Annotated in this window: 16 protein-coding genes; 13 read left to right on the forward strand and 3 right to left on the reverse strand. The window is 64.9% G+C overall.

Annotated features, from left to right (window positions below):
- Position 1: 1 nt before the first annotated feature.
- From H6717_34655 to H6717_34675, 5 genes are all read left to right on the forward strand, one after another.
- Positions 2-538: a tyrosine-protein phosphatase gene (locus H6717_34655; GenBank protein MCB9582227.1), complete on the forward strand. Its 537-nt coding sequence runs from the start codon at positions 2-4 to the stop codon at positions 536-538.
- 107 nt (positions 539-645) lie between these two features.
- A complete protein-coding gene (locus H6717_34660) occupies positions 646-1,041 on the forward strand; it encodes a phage integrase N-terminal SAM-like domain-containing protein (GenBank protein ID MCB9582228.1) in 396 nt (131 codons plus the stop codon).
- Between the two features lie 312 nt (positions 1,042-1,353).
- On the forward strand, positions 1,354-1,752 hold the full coding sequence (locus H6717_34665; GenBank protein MCB9582229.1) for a hypothetical protein: 399 nt from the start codon (positions 1,354-1,356) through the stop codon (positions 1,750-1,752).
- Positions 1,753-1,855: 103 nt separating this feature from the next.
- On the forward strand, positions 1,856-2,386 hold the full coding sequence (locus tag H6717_34670; protein ID MCB9582230.1) for a hypothetical protein: 531 nt from the start codon (positions 1,856-1,858) through the stop codon (positions 2,384-2,386).
- Between the two features lie 767 nt (positions 2,387-3,153).
- Positions 3,154-3,489 carry a hypothetical protein gene (locus tag H6717_34675; GenBank protein MCB9582231.1) on the forward strand — a complete coding sequence of 112 codons (336 nt, stop codon included), beginning with the start codon at positions 3,154-3,156 and terminating at the stop codon, positions 3,487-3,489.
- A gap of 148 nt (positions 3,490-3,637) precedes the next feature.
- Here the strand turns inward: H6717_34675 and H6717_34680 are convergent, their stop codons facing one another.
- Complete coding sequence (locus H6717_34680) at positions 3,638-3,955, reverse strand: hypothetical protein (protein ID MCB9582232.1); 318 nt, start codon at positions 3,953-3,955, stop codon at positions 3,638-3,640.
- 145 nt (positions 3,956-4,100) lie between these two features.
- Between H6717_34680 and H6717_34685 the strand changes: the two genes are divergently transcribed.
- From H6717_34685 to H6717_34710, 6 genes are all read left to right on the forward strand, one after another.
- On the forward strand, positions 4,101-4,430 hold the full coding sequence (locus H6717_34685) for a hypothetical protein (GenBank protein MCB9582233.1): 330 nt from the start codon (positions 4,101-4,103) through the stop codon (positions 4,428-4,430).
- A gap of 156 nt (positions 4,431-4,586) precedes the next feature.
- Positions 4,587-4,889 (forward strand): immunity 53 family protein, encoded by a 303-nt coding sequence (locus tag H6717_34690; protein ID MCB9582234.1) that lies wholly within the window; start codon positions 4,587-4,589, stop codon positions 4,887-4,889.
- Between the two features lie 218 nt (positions 4,890-5,107).
- Positions 5,108-5,422, forward strand: a complete 315-nt coding sequence (locus H6717_34695; protein MCB9582235.1) for a hypothetical protein — start codon at positions 5,108-5,110, stop codon at positions 5,420-5,422.
- 715 nt (positions 5,423-6,137) lie between these two features.
- Positions 6,138-6,662 (forward strand): hypothetical protein, encoded by a 525-nt coding sequence (locus tag H6717_34700; GenBank protein ID MCB9582236.1) that lies wholly within the window; start codon positions 6,138-6,140, stop codon positions 6,660-6,662.
- A 561-nt stretch (positions 6,663-7,223) separates the two neighbouring features.
- Positions 7,224-8,066: a site-specific integrase gene (locus tag H6717_34705; GenBank protein MCB9582237.1), complete on the forward strand. Its 843-nt coding sequence runs from the start codon at positions 7,224-7,226 to the stop codon at positions 8,064-8,066.
- Positions 8,067-8,073: 7 nt separating this feature from the next.
- Positions 8,074-9,147: an IS91 family transposase gene (locus tag H6717_34710; GenBank protein MCB9582238.1), complete on the forward strand. Its 1,074-nt coding sequence runs from the start codon at positions 8,074-8,076 to the stop codon at positions 9,145-9,147.
- An 819-nt stretch (positions 9,148-9,966) separates the two neighbouring features.
- On the opposite strand, the gene H6717_34715 is transcribed toward H6717_34710, so the two are convergent.
- Positions 9,967-11,232, reverse strand: a complete 1,266-nt coding sequence (locus H6717_34715) for an IS110 family transposase (GenBank protein MCB9582239.1) — start codon at positions 11,230-11,232, stop codon at positions 9,967-9,969.
- 570 nt (positions 11,233-11,802) lie between these two features.
- Between H6717_34715 and H6717_34720 the strand changes: the two genes are divergently transcribed.
- Together H6717_34720 and H6717_34725 are read left to right on the forward strand one after the other, a co-directional pair.
- A complete protein-coding gene (locus H6717_34720) occupies positions 11,803-12,066 on the forward strand; it encodes a hypothetical protein (GenBank protein ID MCB9582240.1) in 264 nt (87 codons plus the stop codon).
- Between the two features lie 136 nt (positions 12,067-12,202).
- Positions 12,203-12,808 (forward strand): ankyrin repeat domain-containing protein, encoded by a 606-nt coding sequence (locus tag H6717_34725; protein ID MCB9582241.1) that lies wholly within the window; start codon positions 12,203-12,205, stop codon positions 12,806-12,808.
- Positions 12,809-13,636: 828 nt separating this feature from the next.
- Here the strand turns inward: H6717_34725 and H6717_34730 are convergent.
- Complete coding sequence (locus tag H6717_34730) at positions 13,637-15,406, reverse strand: hypothetical protein (protein ID MCB9582242.1); 1,770 nt, start codon at positions 15,404-15,406, stop codon at positions 13,637-13,639.
- Between the last annotated feature and the right edge of the window lie 16 nt (positions 15,407-15,422).

A 15,422-nucleotide genomic window follows, 5' to 3' on the forward strand; every position in this document is an offset into this window, starting at 1 on the left:
CATGGACGACCGCCCGCAGAACTTCCGTGACGTGGGCGAGGTGCTGGGCCTGTGGCTGTCGCCGTCGCCCATGCCGTCGGGTCATCTGCTTCGCGGTGGCAAGTTGGACGCGCTCACCCGCATCGAAGAGATTGGCGACGCGCGGACGATAGTGAATCTGCGGCGGGGTCCGGATCCGGAGCACTTGGGAGCGGCGGCGCGCGTGGTGCATCTGCCCGCGGAGGACACGGTGGAGAACTACGACACCAGCAATCGTCGGGTTCGAACCTGGCTCGGGTCGGTGCTGCAAGAGCTCGCGTCCCCAGAAACGCGCTGGCCGGTGTACGTGCACTGCACGGCAGGTCGCGATCGCACTGGGGTGGTGATTGCCGCCGCTCTCACCGCGGCCGGCATCCCGCGGGAAGCCGTGATCGGCGAGTACCTGCTCAGCAACGGCGCCCTGCGCCCGCTGATCGAGGGCGCGCTCCACGGACTTCCGCCCATCAGCGACTGGGTCGACACCGGCGCGCTACGCAAAGCGCTGCGCCTACCCGCGTGAGGGTGGCGGTCGCCGCCAGGCCGCCACCGTTTCGCCAGGGCTTGCACCGCATTTCGCCGCGGATATTTGCCTGATGTTGTTGGTACGGCGCGTGCTTCGACCCGGACGTGGCTGCGCGTCCCCCACGGTTGCTCGACCAAGTAACGGAAGCCGTGCGCACGCGCGGGATGAGCCCGCGCACGGCCAAGGCCTATCGCGGCTGGGTGCGCCGCTACGTGCTCTACCACCGGTCGCAACGCCCGGTACCTGCGTGGAAACGTTTGGCAGCCGCCGGTGTCCGACCTGACTGTCGTGAGGTCACCCCTGCTTCTTTCGCTGATGCCACTGGTTGTAGCTTGCCACGACGCTGCGGAACTGCCTCCCGCTGGGTCCAGCACGTCGCCCGCTCCGGCTCCGTCTTCTCCTCTCCACGCGACCTGCGACTTTTCGCCCATACCCAGGCTGGCAGTCTTTCCAGACCAGACGCTCCTCGATGGCGTCTCAGTTGCCGAACCCGAGCTTGAATCAACGCTGAGCTCCAGGCAGCAACTCCTTCGCTCGATCGGAGGCAAACCCATCAGCCAGATCGTTGTCCAAGTCGACGCAAACGTTTCGAAGGAGCGAATTGGCCGCCTGTTGGCTGATGTAGCAAAGGCCGGCTTCGTCGACGTGACACGCCTCGACATCCCAATGCGCGACCATTGACGACGCTGATTGGAGCACACTTCCCATCCCTTGCGCTTTACGCCTTGCGCCAAGCCCCGCCGGCGAACAACGGCCGCAACGGTCGGCCTCCCTCTTGCACCCGCAGCTGAACCGCAGGACGTTGGCCAGACATGAAGGTTTCGTCCGGCGCTGGTGACTTTGTCGAGCTCGAACGGATCAACTCAGGCTCGGGCGACGTGCAGATCACTGTCCGTGTCCGTCATGGGACCTTTTCTGGAGAGACCGAGGCTTGGGTCGCGCAGCAGTCTTGGTTCACGTTCGCGCAAGACCTGACCAAGCTTGAAGAGCTCCGCCAAGGTGAAGCCCATCTTGCAAGCATGTCACCGCGTGAAGTGGCGCTCGTGTTCCGCTCTCTTGACCGGGTGGGACATGTCGGGGTCGAAGGAACCATCGGCAGGCAAGCGTTCGACCGCAACGTGACCCTGCGTTTCACCGCATTTTCCTTTGACCCCGCGCAGCTGGTCCAACTCGCCCGCGCCGCGCGCGTCATCTCCGCGGAAGCTGGCTAACTGCCAGTGAAACCGTCGGCGGCAGCGTCGCTGCATTCGAGGTGTTCCGCGCGGCGCGGTATTATCCCCGGGCCAAGCGTTTGCCGGCCCACGGTCGCAACGGTTGGCCTTCGGCCTCCCTCTTGCACCCAAAGCTGAACAGCATGAAACCCAGCTCTTCCACGACCGCCGGCTGGTTGTTGGCGGGGCGGCAGGCAGCCGAGGCGACGTGGAAGCGCGATCCAGGATCCTCCGAACCGCTGCCATCGTGATCGCTTACGGCATGTCGCACGCTCGACCCGTCAACGCGACGTCGTTCTGGAATTCGACGCGCCGTGCGACCGGACGTGGACAGACGGACATGTCGGGAAGCAGCCTGCTGAGCTTTGCCGTGGAGTTCGCGCGGGCGAACGGCCGAAACGCCGTCTATTCGGGTTTCCTGGTTGGTGGGAAGTACGTCGCGCGCGGCCACGACAGCGAGTTCAGTTCGGTGCGCGGTCTTACAGTGCAGGGCGGACTTCTCTTCGGGTATCACATACTTGTCGGCTCAGCGCGGTACGGGCCTCATCCCGATGCGACGCGCACAACGGCCTCCTGGGACAGCTTTGCGTTGATGTTGGGTACAGCCTGTAGCCGGCTCACGTCCGTTGCCTAACCTGGCCGCTGCCGCCCTGCTGAACTCGCATCGCATCCGCTCCGCAGCCAAGCGGCGGCCCGAGCTCGCGCCGGCATTCCCTCGGGCCGCGTGGTCGCCTCCGGCGCCAACGCCGGGGCCACCGCCGCAGCCTGCAGCGGCGAACCATCTGGTGGCGGGCGAGCCGCTGGCGTGCTGGTTGCTCGTGCCGACCGGGACCACCCTGCTCGCTGCCTACCAGGTCGCTGCAGCAGACGAGCGCGGCCCAGGCCGAGGCATTTCCTCCAGCCCTCGCTCTTGCGTCCGCGGAGCTTCATCGCCGAGGAGAATCGGACTGGGCACCGCAGGCCATCACGGAGTTCTTCAGCAACGCGCTCCGACGTCATCTGCGCCGCCAGCCGACGGCCGGGTATTGCCTCGCTGAGTCGCGCTGCAAGGAGCCCGGCTACCTCGATCCCGGGGAGTTTGTTTGGATCCTTCGGCTGCGCCGCGACCCGACGAGCCGCCGACTGCTTGCGCTTTGGGTCTCGGGCGACTTCTCCATCTACGAGAACCCGGCGAGTGATTTTCGGATCCCAAATGCGGCGCGAGAGCTGCTAATCGCGGCTCAAGGGAAACGCGGTACCGGCCAACAAAGCGTTGCTCGCTTGGCTCGGTCTGGTGCCCGCAGGTGAACGCGAATACGTTCAACGCCGCGCTTCACGGCGGACGTGTTACGTCAGCGCAAGACCGCGGACGCCCTCTTGCCCGTCGCCGATGAAGCGCGCAGAGTTAGGCGCACAAAGACCATGGGTGCAGACGCATTTGTCGCCTTCTACGGCGTGCGCTTCGAGATCGACGAGGAGGCCGACGACTTCGAGTTGTTCGAGGACGAGTCCCACGAGACCATCCGCCGCGCTCATGGCGCGGACCTCGATACCTACTTCGGTCGCCTCACCGATGGGGAACCTCACTTCCTCCTCGTTGGCAAGGAGCTCTCGGTCCTCGGTGTTGAGAACGATCCCGATTGCGTGGTCTCCGACGCCGAGTTCGCCCGCGTCCAAACCGAGACGCGCAAGAAGCTCGCGGTTGCCGGCTTCTCGGATGAACCAGCACTCCATCTTCGACTCGATGCTCAGTACTAAACGACGAACGCGAGTGAAGCCGCCTAACTGGACATTGCTGCAGCCGCGCGCCGCCTGGTGACTGGTTGATGTCTTCCGTCCCGCGCGCCTGTTGGCTGTCGCCAGCCCGTGAACGGAAACCTGGCGCACGCTGCTGAATGCCAATCCGTTAGGCGGACGTACGCGAAAGTCGATTGAGCTCCTCGCACGCCTCGTCGCTGTCTGGCTCGCTGCGCCCACCCGTAAATGGCGGTTCCATCGCTACAGCGATCTCGATTGCCCTGCGTACGACCGCCGGGGTGATGGACGCGCTCTTCGCCTGTTGGAAGTACGCAATGTTGAACTTCAATTGCTGACTTGAGCCTCGCTCGAACGCCAGGTGCGACACGACAATCACGTCGATTCCGTATTCCGTGCCGATCGCGCGCCAGTGGAGCTTTGCTTCACCAACCGTGATCGGCCGCCAGCCCTTCTGCGTTACCGCCATCCGGCCATCATAGCGCCGCCTAACTTGCCAATGAACCCGCCGGCGGCAGTACTGGCTTCGAGATGTTCGGCGCGGCGAGGCGCGCTATCATCTCTTGCACGGCCGCCGCGGGTTATTGGCGGTCCGTTAGGCGGACCCCACGACCATGGACGACGCACGGCTTTTTCGCCGGTCCGAGCTTGAGGATACCCTTGCAGCGCTTGTCCGTTGCCACCATCCGCTCTCGGAAGTGGTCGCCGCCGTGCTGGCACAGCGACCCGTTGCAAAGGCGCCGCAGTATCGCGGCGACTCATCAACCGACCGATTCAACGTCAACGTCGGTGCCGGCGATGCTGAAGCCATTGTGGACGCTCTCTTCGATTTGGAAGCAGCGTCCCTTCCGCCAACCGGTGAAACCAACGCCGTTGCGATCCGATACGCCCAGCTCGTTGACCTCTGGAACGACTATCTTGCCATTGCAGATACGTCTCACTGAACTTGACCAGCCCGTTGCGCAAGCCGCCCAACAAGCCAATGAACCCGACGGCGGCGGTAGGCGCCACTGTCTTCGAGGTGTTCGGCATGGCGAGGCGCGGTATCATCACTTCCACGGCCGCGGCGGGTTATTGGCGGTCCGTTAGGCCGACCGCCCATGAACGTGCTCGGGGAACTCCAACGCTGGTACGAATCGAACTGTGATGACGACTGGGAGCACCAGTACGGCATCAAGATCGATACCCTCGACAATCCTGGCTGGAGCCTGTTCGTCGACCTAGCCGGGACTTCTCTTGCCGACCGAGAGTTTGCCGAGATCGAGGAGATGCATTCGGAGCGCGAGTGGATCGCTTGCAAGGTCGAAGGCCGCCAGTTCGTCGGGCACGGTGGACCGCAGATGCTTGAGCGACTTATTTCCGAGTTCTTGCGATGGGCGGATGCCGCGCAGCCGAATCCCTGAGATCCCTTACGGCGGATTGCCTCCGAGCGCGCTCTGCCAAGCAGCCTGGTCGTGATGTGCGGCCTAACTGCCAATGAACCCGCCGGCGGCGGGAGCGCCACTGTCTTCGAGGTGTTCAGCATCGTGAGTCGCGGTATCATCTCCGGCACGGCCGCCGCGGGTTATTGGCGATACGTTAGACCGACGTGAATATGGACGAGCGGGCAGAGCAGCTTGAGTTGTGCATAGCCCACGAGGTCCATCCCGACTTTCCGTCCGGCGAGGAGAAGCTCGGTGTGGCACTCGCCACGCTCGGCCAGCGGCCGCTCAATGGGCTGCGACATCCGCGCGAGAATGGGACGTGCGGCTGGTACCTCTGGGGCGGAGAGGAAATGTCTGAAGAAGCAGACTTCTTCCAGCCTGTCCACGTCGGCCACATGGCCGAAGTGTGTCCTGATGCCGTTCCGTTCCTCGCGCTTCCACCGGGGTGGCGCTTCCTCGTTGGCGATGGCGTTCTCGATGTCTGGTACGACGCCGATCTCCACAACGTCTAGCCGTGACGCAAGCGGTCTAGCAAGCCAATGAACCCGCCGGCGGAGGGGCGGCGTGGGCTTGGAATGTCCAGTGCGGCGAGGCGCGCTATCTGTTCCACGGCCGCCTCGGGTTATTGGCGGTACGTTAGCCCGACTGCCCATGACTATCAGCCGAAAGGACCGACGTCGTATCGTCGTGCATGGAAGGGAGTACATCTGGTACGTCGCGCCGGACGAAGACGATTGCTTTCGATCGATGCTCACCGTCGTATCGAGTGATAGGCGGGTCTTTCTCCGCTACCACCTGGTGCAGTCGGATGACACCCGCTTCGCTATCGTGCTTGGTCCTGAGTTTCGAGTGCCAGGGTGCGGAGGGCCGTGGAGACGCTTTCGGTGCCCGCAGTTCGGCTCGCCGGATGCCATCACGCCAAAGGACGTTCGCTCGATCATCCAATGGGCACATGTATCCGGAGAGCTGCCCGTCGAGGTTGACTGGACCGGACAGCCGCTGGCGCAGCCGCGTGCGGTCTAACCAGCCGTTCAGCAGTCGGCCGCGCCTGGTTCCAACTGCATCCTCCCGCCTCTCGCCCGTGGTGAGTACCACGGGCTCGCTCGTCGCGACCTGTCAGCTCACGGTCTCGTCGTGCGGCCGCTGCTGAACGGCGGTACGTTAGGCGGACTCCGGATGCCACGCGCGTCTGACAAAGCTCCACGCTTCGCCCGATGGCTTCTCGGGATGTTGGGCGCGTTTCTGGTGTTTCTCGTTCCCCTTTCTGCCTTACTTCTCTGCGTCCGATCCAGTCCGGAGACCAACATGCACCGTGTGCCGATGGTACTCGGCGCTGGACTTATTTTTTTGGTTTTCGCGGCAAGCGCCTGGGTTGCCAGGGGCGTCCTCCGCACCACCATCGGTACGGCTGTGGCGACGGACACCGCGCTCCCACGTCGCGACGCAAAGCCTGCCACGGCAACGCTGGTGGCGACGGTGCTGGCGCTCATCGCAGCTGTAGTCACCTCGATCTTGGGATGGAGCTCCGCCGCATTCGCCGCGTGGACGACCGCGCTCCCGCCTCAGGTCGACCGAACTCTCACGCTTCAGCAGGCGAGAGAACAGTACCACCACGGCATGACAATTTTCCGGCTAAGCGGCATTGTCGCCCTGCTGCTGTGCATCGTGCTTCCCTACCTCGTGTGGCGACGCTTCAAGTCGAGCGCTGACGCGGCGAGCGCGCCTGACGTTACGCCCATCTCCCTCGAATGACCTGAGCCAGAGTGCCAGCTTTCGGCCGGTGGACTCGTCGACGCTTCGCCCGAGAGCGAGCGCGATCCGAAGCTGGTCGCGTTCGGTGGTGAACGCGATGTCCTACCTGGCGCTGATATCGGCGATTGGAGCGGCGCACACTGCCGGACACGCTCGATTCTCCTTGCGCGTTTGGCGCTAGGAGCGCGCCGCCTAAAATGAAGTTTCAGCTGCCGAAGACGGTCTTGCCGACTGCTGATGTCGTTCCGTCCGCACACGGGTTTCTGCACGAGCAGCCTTCGCTGCCTTGGCGCAGCCCGTGTGCCTGTCGGGTGCTACCATCCGGTTGGGTTTGGCTGCGCCTTCGCAGCTGAATTTCGATCCGTTGAACGAAGCCGCTTCGCGGCGGGTGTCGTGACTGCCGGGTAATCGCGCGGCAGCAGCGACGTGGGGGCAGGGGTCGGCGCAAAGCGAAAGGCTTCGCAGGGGTTCGGCATGACGCCTGCGTGTGTCGTCCGACGTGATCTCCGAAGAGCCTCCTGGTCGGCGGTGCCGCAAACACCGCCGACCAAGGAGGACATCATGTCGAAACTACGCAAGCAGATGATGCAGGATCTCGACCTCGGTGGCTACGCCCCTCGCACGAAGCAGGCTTACATCGAGTGCATCCGTATGATGGCGAAGTTCCATCACAAGTCGCCGGCGGAGCTCGGGCAGGCCGAGATCCGGGCCTGGGTGAAGCACCTGGTGGACAAGAAGCAGAGCCCGCAGCGATTGCGCCAGCACTTCGCGGCGCTGCGGTTCCTGTACGGCAAGACGCTCGGCAAGCCGGCGTTGGTGTCGTTCCTGTCGTGGCCGAAGGATCCCGTGCGCCTGCCGGTGGTGCTGAGCGCCGGGGAGGTGTCGCGACTGCTGGACGCTCTGGCGACACCGCGCTTCGCGGTGTTCTTCACCACGGTGTACGCGGCAGGACTGCGGCTCGGCGAGGCGTGCCGGCTCGAGACGCGCGACATCGACGCCCAGCGCGGCGTGATCCACGTGCGTGGTGGTAAGGGCGGCAAGGAGCGGCTGGTGATGCTGAGCCCGCAGCTACTCGCGCTGTTGCGAGCGTACTGGAAGCGGGAGCGTCCGGCGGCACCGTGGCTGTTTGCGTCGCGGACGGGCACGCACCTGGCGCCGGAGGTCGCGCGCAAGGCCCTGAAGCGTGCCGCGCAGCAGGCGAAGCTCGACAAGAAGAAGGTGACGCCACACGTGCTGCGCCACAGCTTCGCCACGCATCTGCTGGAGAGCGGGACCGACCTGCGCGTGATCCAGGTGCTGCTCGGCCACTCGAGCATCAAGTCGACCACGCGCTACGCCGCCGTGTCGGCCAAGACGATCACCAGGACGCGGAGCCCGCTGGAGCGCTTGCGCCGGACGGGCTGAAGTCCGCGTGGCCGCCCGTCCGGCATCCGCCGGGCGGCCGCACTTCGACATCGCCGACATCGTGCGGCAGCACCGCGACGCGCTCGAAGCCGAGGTGCACCTGACGCTTGCCCAGCTCCGGGTGCTCTCGGCCATCGGGCTGTGCCGCACTGCCGCGCTCGGCGGCCACGTCGATGTCTGCCGCGCGTGCGGATACGAGCATCCGTCGTATAACTCCTGCCGCAACCGGCACTGTCCCAAGTGCCAAGCCCTGGCGCAGGAGCGCTGGATTGCTGCGCGCTCGAAGCGCTTGCTCGACGTGCCGCACTTTCACGTGGTGTTCACGCTGCCCGGCGAGCTGCGCGCGCTCGCGAGGTACCGCCCTCGCGCGATCTTCGACGCGTTGTTCACTGCGGCGAGCGAGACGCTGCTCGACCTCGGCGACTCGCGCCTCGGCGCCCGGCCCGGCGTCACGGCCGTGCTGCACACCTGGACGCGCGACCTGCGCTTCCACCCGCACGTCCACGCCATCGTCACTGCCGGCGGTCTCGCCACGGACTCGTCACGCTGGGTGGCGTCGAGCACCAAGTACCTGTTCCCCGTGAAGGTCATGGGCGAGCTGCTCCGCGGCAAGATGCTCGATGCGCTGCGACGGCTGCATGCGGACGGAGCCTTCCGCGGCTTCGACGCATTCGACGACCCGGAAGGCTTCGAGCGGCTGGCGACGCGCCTCGCCCGCGTGCGCTGGCACGTCTACGCCAAGAAGCCATTCCGCAAAGTGCTCCACGTGCTGCGCTATCTCGGCCGCTACACCCACCGCGTCGCGATCTCGTCGAGTCGGCTCGTCGCCATCACCCACGATGCCGTCACCTTCCGTACGAAGAATGGCAAGACTGTCACCCTCACGCCTGTGGAGTTCCTGCGACGCTTCATTCAGCACGTCCTACCCGACGGTCTGCACAAGATCCGTCACTACGGACTCTACGCCGGCGTCAACGCCCACGCACTGCCATCTCTTGCGGCCGCAACACTCCAGCCCGCGTCGATGTCACCTCCGCGTCGTGGCCCGAGCTGCTTCTGGCCATCACCGGACGCGACGTGACGCGATGTCCGCGCTGTGGCGGCGCGCTCGACCACACGCCCGTCGTCGCATCCGCTCGCGCTCCGCCTGCGCAGGAGGCCGCATGAGATCCGGCGCATTCAGGCTGTACCTCTTCGGGTGCGCCACCGCCGTGCTCCGTCCATCGCCCCCTCCGCGCCTGCCTTCAACGACCGGTGCACCGCTGCAGCCCGCCCCTCGCGCGTCACCCGGTGCCGCCCGCCACGCTCACTCCGCGCGCCGTCAGGATCCATGACCGTCTCGACCGCCGCCGCGATCCTCGAATCCCCATAGACTGCCAGCGCATTCCGCCCGCCGCTCCGGGCTTGTTCAACGCCGCGCTTCACGGCGGACGTGCTACGCCACGACGAGCCCCGTAGCGACCTCTTGTGCGTCGCCCGTGAAGCGCTCAGAGTTAGGCGGACTGATGTGGGCACTGGTCGTGTTTGCCTTCCTTTGGAATGGCGCGGCGGTTGCGCTCGGTTTGGTCGGTGCCGTGCGTCCTCAACTCCGATCGCATTGTGCGAAATGGGCCGGGCGCCAGATGCTATTCGCTGGAGGCGCGCTGGTTCTGTTTCCGGTTCTCGGCGTTGCGTGCAACGCTCTCACCGCCGGTGCCGCCACAGAGGCTGCCCATGGAATTGGGCTCTTTCTTGGTGCGAGTATTTGGCTTGCCTGCGGACTCGTTCCCATGACGGCGATGGCTTTCCTCTCCGCTCGGAAGCGCGCGCGCACCAGCGCGGCCCCTCAAGACGGCAAGAGCGAGTGACCACCGCAATCGCGAGAGCCGCCCAACAAGCACCCTGAGACGGACCGCAAGTCCTAATTTGGATTTTCGCTAGCGTATGTGAGCAACGGCGCGTTGCGCTTGCGGAGGGCGTTGAGGTAGCGAGCTTCGTCGTAGGGGGCGCGCTCGACCCAGCAGCGGTACAGGATGCGGATCCACTTGAAGGCGAGTGCCCGCAAGGCGGCGTTGTGGGAGGCGCCCTTGGCGCGATGTCGCTCGTAGAAGGCCTTGGCCCAGTAGGAGCGAGGGATGGTCTCCTTGGTCCACTCGACGAAGGTCTGGCGTAGAAACGTGTTGCAGGCGTAGCGCCAGTGCACCCAGTGTTTGTTCCCGCTGCGCTCGGTCACCGGCGCGATGCCTCCATACTTCTGCAGGGCTGCCGCGTTGGTGAAGCGCTCTCGGCGTTCACCGAAAGCAACGAGCAGCCTCGGCGCGAGGACAGGACCTGCACCCGGCAGCTTGGCGAAGAGCTGGAAGTCCGGCAGGGAGGCAGCCAGACGAGCTATCTCCCGGTCCAGGCGCTCGATGGCGCTGCAGACGGCGCGCAGCTGCGAAAGCAGGAGTGACACCGTGAGCTGTGCGGGCTCGATGACTCCGGGGTCCAGGGTCAATGCTCGCTCGGCTTTCAGCTCGGCGATGCGGCGCTCAATGGTGTCAGTGCGCCGGACGCTGTGGTCGTGGAAGAACCTCACGAGCGTTTCGCGACGCGCGCGCTGTGCGGCCTGCAGCGTTGGCCACTGCTCGAGAAAGTCCATGAACACGTCGGTGAACTTGTCGCGAAACCAGGACAGAACCAGTGGGAAGTAAGCCTTGAGCGCGTGGGTCATGCGGTTGGTGATGGCAACGCGGTCCTCGACAAATGCCCGCCGTTCCTGAACCAGCTTCCGCAACTGGCGCATCGGCACGCTATCTCGGCGCAGGGGCTCGAGTCGTTCCCGGTGGCGCTCGAAGTAGTCCAGTGCGAGCTCGGCGTCGGTCGGGTCGTCCTTCGCTCCACTCGGCACGAAGGTCTTTCGGTACCGCGCCAGCGTGCTCGGGTTGATGGGGAAGATGACAATGAAGTCGTACTCCAGCAGCGCTGAGACGATGGGGCCTTGCTCGAGTTCGACGATCACCGCGACGGGAGCGCCCTCGAAGCGCTTGCGCAGTCCTTCCACCCAGTCCTGCAGCGCCACGGGACGGTGCTGGACGACGCCTCGCTCGAGCTCGTCAGCGCCCTGCGCTCGGATGCAGACATCGTGCTTCTTGTCGGCCCAATCCAGACCGATGACAGCTGCGAATTCCGTGGTTCCTTCCTGCATGCGACCTCCTCGGCTACTGTGGGGATCGGGACATGCACAGCCAGGCCCTGCGAAGGCGATATGGTGAGCCGGTCCAGCGGCTTTCCCTGAGTGTTCGTTTTCGGGCAAGGCGCTCTCGCGGACTCGAAGGCTTGTTAGAGAGCATCACGTGCTCGGCGTTGCTGTTCGTAGTCCGCGAGTGCATGTCCCGCTTTCTATTCTCCAGGTCCCACCAAGAAACCTGACTGCGGAACGGAACACCCATAAAGCAGTTGCAGCAGGCGGTCGCGCCCCGTTCTCAGGCGCAACCGCCCGCCCCTCGCCCGTGGTGAGTACCACGGGCTCGGTGGTGGCGACTTGTTGGCTTAAGGTCTTGTACTGCGGCCGCTGCTGAACAGCGATACGTTAGGCCGACGAAGACCATGGTTGGTCTACTGCTGCGACCGCTGCTGAACGGCGGTACGTTAGACGGACGTGACCGCCACTTGGAGAGACCTGCCGGGCTGTACGTCATGTGGACGTGATCCCTTCGTGACGGTCGCGCGTGGCGCCGCTTGTGCACCATGTCTTCGCAACTTGTGCGCCTCCGCAGTGACTTCGTGGGAGAACTGGTTCGCGGAGGTCGCTCCCGACTGCCTAAAGGCAGCAGTCCTCGCACCCGACGACGCCACGACCCATGCCGACCTCGCCGTCGCCTATTCGGAAATGGGGCTCACCGTCGACGCACTTGCGGAGTTCGTGATCGCGATCGCATCGTCCGGAGACGCGACCGTCGACGCGGGTGTGTACGTGCTCGAGCACCTCTCTCCTCTCGGCTGGCAGCGTTTCTATTCCGGCTCGGTGAGCGGAATCTGACACCTGCTGCCTAACTCGCGCTGCAGCTGCCGAGCGCCGCCAGCGGGGTCAGGCCTCCGTGCACCTGCGTGCTACTATCCGAAGATGTTGGACTGGCGCTCGCAGCTGAGCGCAGGTCCGCTAGGTGGACAAACTCGTGGCCAAGTCACTCTACACCGCCGCTGGCTGGGGTAGCCTAGACGAAATCACTCGTTTCCTGGCGAACGGTGTCGATGTGGATCAGCGGTTCGGCGTCGGGATGACCGCGCTCATGAACGCGGCTTACGCCGGACACACGGAAGCCGTCCGGCTCTTGCTCGAGGCTGGCGCATCAGTCAACCTTGCGAATCCGCACGGTGTGACCGCCCTTGCTGCAGCTGCGCGCCACGCCAATGGCGAGGTGGTCGAGCTCCTTCTGGCGCGCGGCGCCGATCTAGAACTCGAGAATGAGCAAGGTGAGACGCCGTTACTAGTAGCGGCGACGTACGGACTTGCATCAATGGTCAGGCAACTGCTCGCTGCGGGTGCCAATCCACATCACCGCTCTCGACTTGGCTGGACCTCCTTGATGTGCGCAACGTTCAACCAGAGGGAAGGGTACTTTCCTCGGGACTCAATGCTCGCGCTTATTGAGGCTGGCGTGGCCGTGAACGCTTGCGCTGACGCGCATACGAGCGCGTACGCACTTGCGTTTCGCCTCAAGGACAAGAGAAAGCTCGAGCTGCTTGTGCGGTACGGCGCCACGTCTCGCGCCTCCGTTTGACTTGCCTCTCGCTTCGGACTGTTGCTGAGTCGCTAGGCGAGCCTGGCTTGCTAGCGCCATTCCGACAGCTTGTTGGCTTGCGCGCAGTCGGTGACCTGCCGGGGTTCCCACTCCCGACATGCGGTAGAGCTCGCAGAGCACGTGCAGGACGGTTCGGGCGCGGCGGTGGGGAGCGTTGCGCAACAGATCCCGTTGGGCCCTGGAACGTCGACAGTGCATCGATCCGCGAGCACGAAACGGTCCTCGCTCAGGTCCAGGTACGCGCACACGCACTCGTGTTCCTGCACTGTGCCGTCAGCTGTAAACGTGTGGATGCAGGCCCACTTCTTCTCGCTACCACTTGAGGCATCGGCGGCGCAGTCCCGCGCGAGCGTGGGCCCAGCGACGACCAGAATAACGACTGCGCACTGGCGCCTGGAAAGTCGTTGGATGATGCCCTTCGCCAACTGCACCGCCCAAGTAGCATCATGCCAGCATCTCGCTGCAAGGCCTGCGAGTTGAACGCGCATGCGGGCCGACCAGGTCAAGCACAACAAGAGAATCGGTTGGTGGTTGCGAAGACGCGGCCCAACAGGTACCTGCCGCCGGCCGTCGACTCGGTCGGCCATGGGCCTGCCTCTTGTGCGCGCAGCTGGACCGCAGGCCGTCAGACCGATCCGTTTCCGTCGCTCAGCAGGTGTGCCTGTGACGCGGCACCAACTGGTTGGGCTTGGCTGCGAGCAACTGGGCTTCGATTTGGTAGAGCAGTCCATTCGACGGCTGTGCGCCGCCATCCTTCAAGAAGGCCCTTCACCGGCATGGTAGCGGCGTGAACCGCCTCCGCACCCGTTACTCCATGCATGCCCAGAAGCCGTTGCTCTCGAAGCGATGTGCGAGCAGCGTTCCGGCGGGGCAGGTGTCCCAACCGCCCGGACCTACGTTGGTCGCGGTCCCGGCCGACACTTGGTACAGCGTGCCGGCGTCGGCGACGACGTTGCCGACGTAGAACGTCTTCTTGGCGAGATCGCTGCGCGCGCACAGCCAGAACCCGTTCGACTGAAGGTCCTTGCCGACTTCGACCGTGCCCGCTGGGCAATCATCCCAACCCGCGCCGCGCAGGCGTGCTGTGCCGAAGGCGGAGTCGACCACATCGAGCCAACCAGCATCCGCACGTACGGTTCCGAAGTACGCCTCTGCGCCGGGGGGGCCTGCGGGCAGCGGTCCATGCAAATGGACGAGCAAGCCGTCTCCCGCCGGCAAGCTCACGTGGAGCTTGGTGCCGATTGCGTCGGTCGTCGCGCTTGTCGCGGGTACGAATGCGCCGGACGTAACGTCCAACACGTCGAGCACTCCGCCCGCGCTCGCGAAGTACACGTCACTTTCGCTCGCCGCGTCGTGATCGCGATTCACGAGCAATGCGTAGCCGTCGTCGCCGACGTCGAAGATGCCCACGGTGATTGGCGCGCCGCTCGGCAGATACACCGGCGCACCGGGCGCCCGCGGGACCGTGCCGGCCACCAGCGGACCGTTGTGGAACACGTCGCTCGATGCGGCTGCAACGAGGTACTTCCCCATGGCCGAGAGCGTGCGATTGATGCTGGTGACGTCGTCGTACTGAGCGGTCGGGTTGCCGTTTGCGCCGATGATTCCGTCGCCGAAGTTTTCCGACGTCTGGGGCGGTGTCCAATACGTGAAGTACATCACCGCGCTCCCGCCGTAGGCCAACGTATGCAACGCAGCCCAGCGCTTCTCCGGTCCCGTGGTGGCGCGGTGGCCGTTGTAGCTGATCGACTGAATGTACTGGCCGAATGGAACGTGTGCGTCGAGTGCGGCAGCTCGCACGGCGGCCAGGTTCGCGAAGAAGCTCGGCCCGTCCGTGCCGTCGGACAAGAAGTTGTAGTGGTCGTAGCTGAAGAATGCCGGCTTCACGGTGCTCAGGAACTGCGCGACGTACTCTGGGTAGGTCGCCGCGCCCAACTGCGCACCCGTGGCATAGTCGGGGAGGAGATTTATCACGCCGAAGTGCGCGGGGTCGCGCGTAGCTATGCCGCTTACCACCGTCGCAAGCGCAGGAAATGCTGCGGTGCTCGGCTCGTCGGTCACGTGATAGCCGAGCAAGGCGCTGGATCCGGCGTAGTCATTCACGACGGCATCCAAGTTCGCGTCGACGTCGGTGCCTTGAGCCGCAGCGAACGTGCGCGTGTCGCTGACGACGACGTCGATCCCCGCGTGCACGGCCAACGCCAGCAACGTCTGGTTGTAGCTCGGGTTGAACGTGGTTCCATCGCAAGCATTGGCGGCGAACGTGAAGCCAGCCTGCGCGATTTGATCGACGCGGGGTTGGGTGAGCTCGCTCGCGGGCAGCCCGCACCAGAAGCCGATGGAGAGCTTTCCGGTCGGGAGCGGGGCACCCCCGCTTCCGGCCGCGCCCGAAGCGCCTGCAGTGCCTGCACTTCCGCCACTGCCCGCCGCGCCGCCGGACGCGGCCCCGCCTGAGCTCGCACCGCCGGTTCCGTTTTTGCGTCCGTCAGCGATCTGATCGTCCGACCCGCAGGAGAGCGTGGGCACCACAGCCACCCATCCAACCAGCAAAGCCATCGTGAGCGTTCGTCGCGTCATTGGATCCAGGTCCAGG

Source organism: Polyangiaceae bacterium (assembly GCA_020633235.1).
GTDB lineage: Bacteria > Myxococcota_A > Polyangia > Polyangiales > Polyangiaceae > JACKEA01.

Excerpts from the sequence above, each read along its gene's own strand:
- H6717_34700 (MCB9582236.1), top strand. The coding sequence starts at position 6,138 with ATGTTGGGCGCGTTTCTGGTGTTTCTCGTTCCCCTTTCTGCCTTACTT.
- H6717_34705 (MCB9582237.1), top strand. The coding sequence starts at position 7,224 with ATGTCGAAACTACGCAAGCAGATGATGCAGGATCTCGACCTCGGTGGC.
- H6717_34655 (MCB9582227.1), top strand. The coding sequence starts at position 2 with ATGGACGACCGCCCGCAGAACTTCCGTGACGTGGGCGAGGTGCTGGGC.
- H6717_34685 (MCB9582233.1), top strand. The coding sequence starts at position 4,101 with ATGGACGACGCACGGCTTTTTCGCCGGTCCGAGCTTGAGGATACCCTT.
- H6717_34675 (MCB9582231.1), top strand. The coding sequence starts at position 3,154 with ATGGGTGCAGACGCATTTGTCGCCTTCTACGGCGTGCGCTTCGAGATC.
- H6717_34680 (MCB9582232.1), bottom strand. The coding sequence starts at position 3,955 with ATGGCGGTAACGCAGAAGGGCTGGCGGCCGATCACGGTTGGTGAAGCA.
- H6717_34715 (MCB9582239.1), bottom strand. The coding sequence starts at position 11,232 with ATGCAGGAAGGAACCACGGAATTCGCAGCTGTCATCGGTCTGGATTGG.
- H6717_34665 (MCB9582229.1), top strand. The coding sequence starts at position 1,354 with ATGAAGGTTTCGTCCGGCGCTGGTGACTTTGTCGAGCTCGAACGGATC.
- H6717_34730 (MCB9582242.1), bottom strand. The coding sequence starts at position 15,406 with ATGACGCGACGAACGCTCACGATGGCTTTGCTGGTTGGATGGGTGGCT.
- H6717_34690 (MCB9582234.1), top strand. The coding sequence starts at position 4,587 with ATGAACGTGCTCGGGGAACTCCAACGCTGGTACGAATCGAACTGTGAT.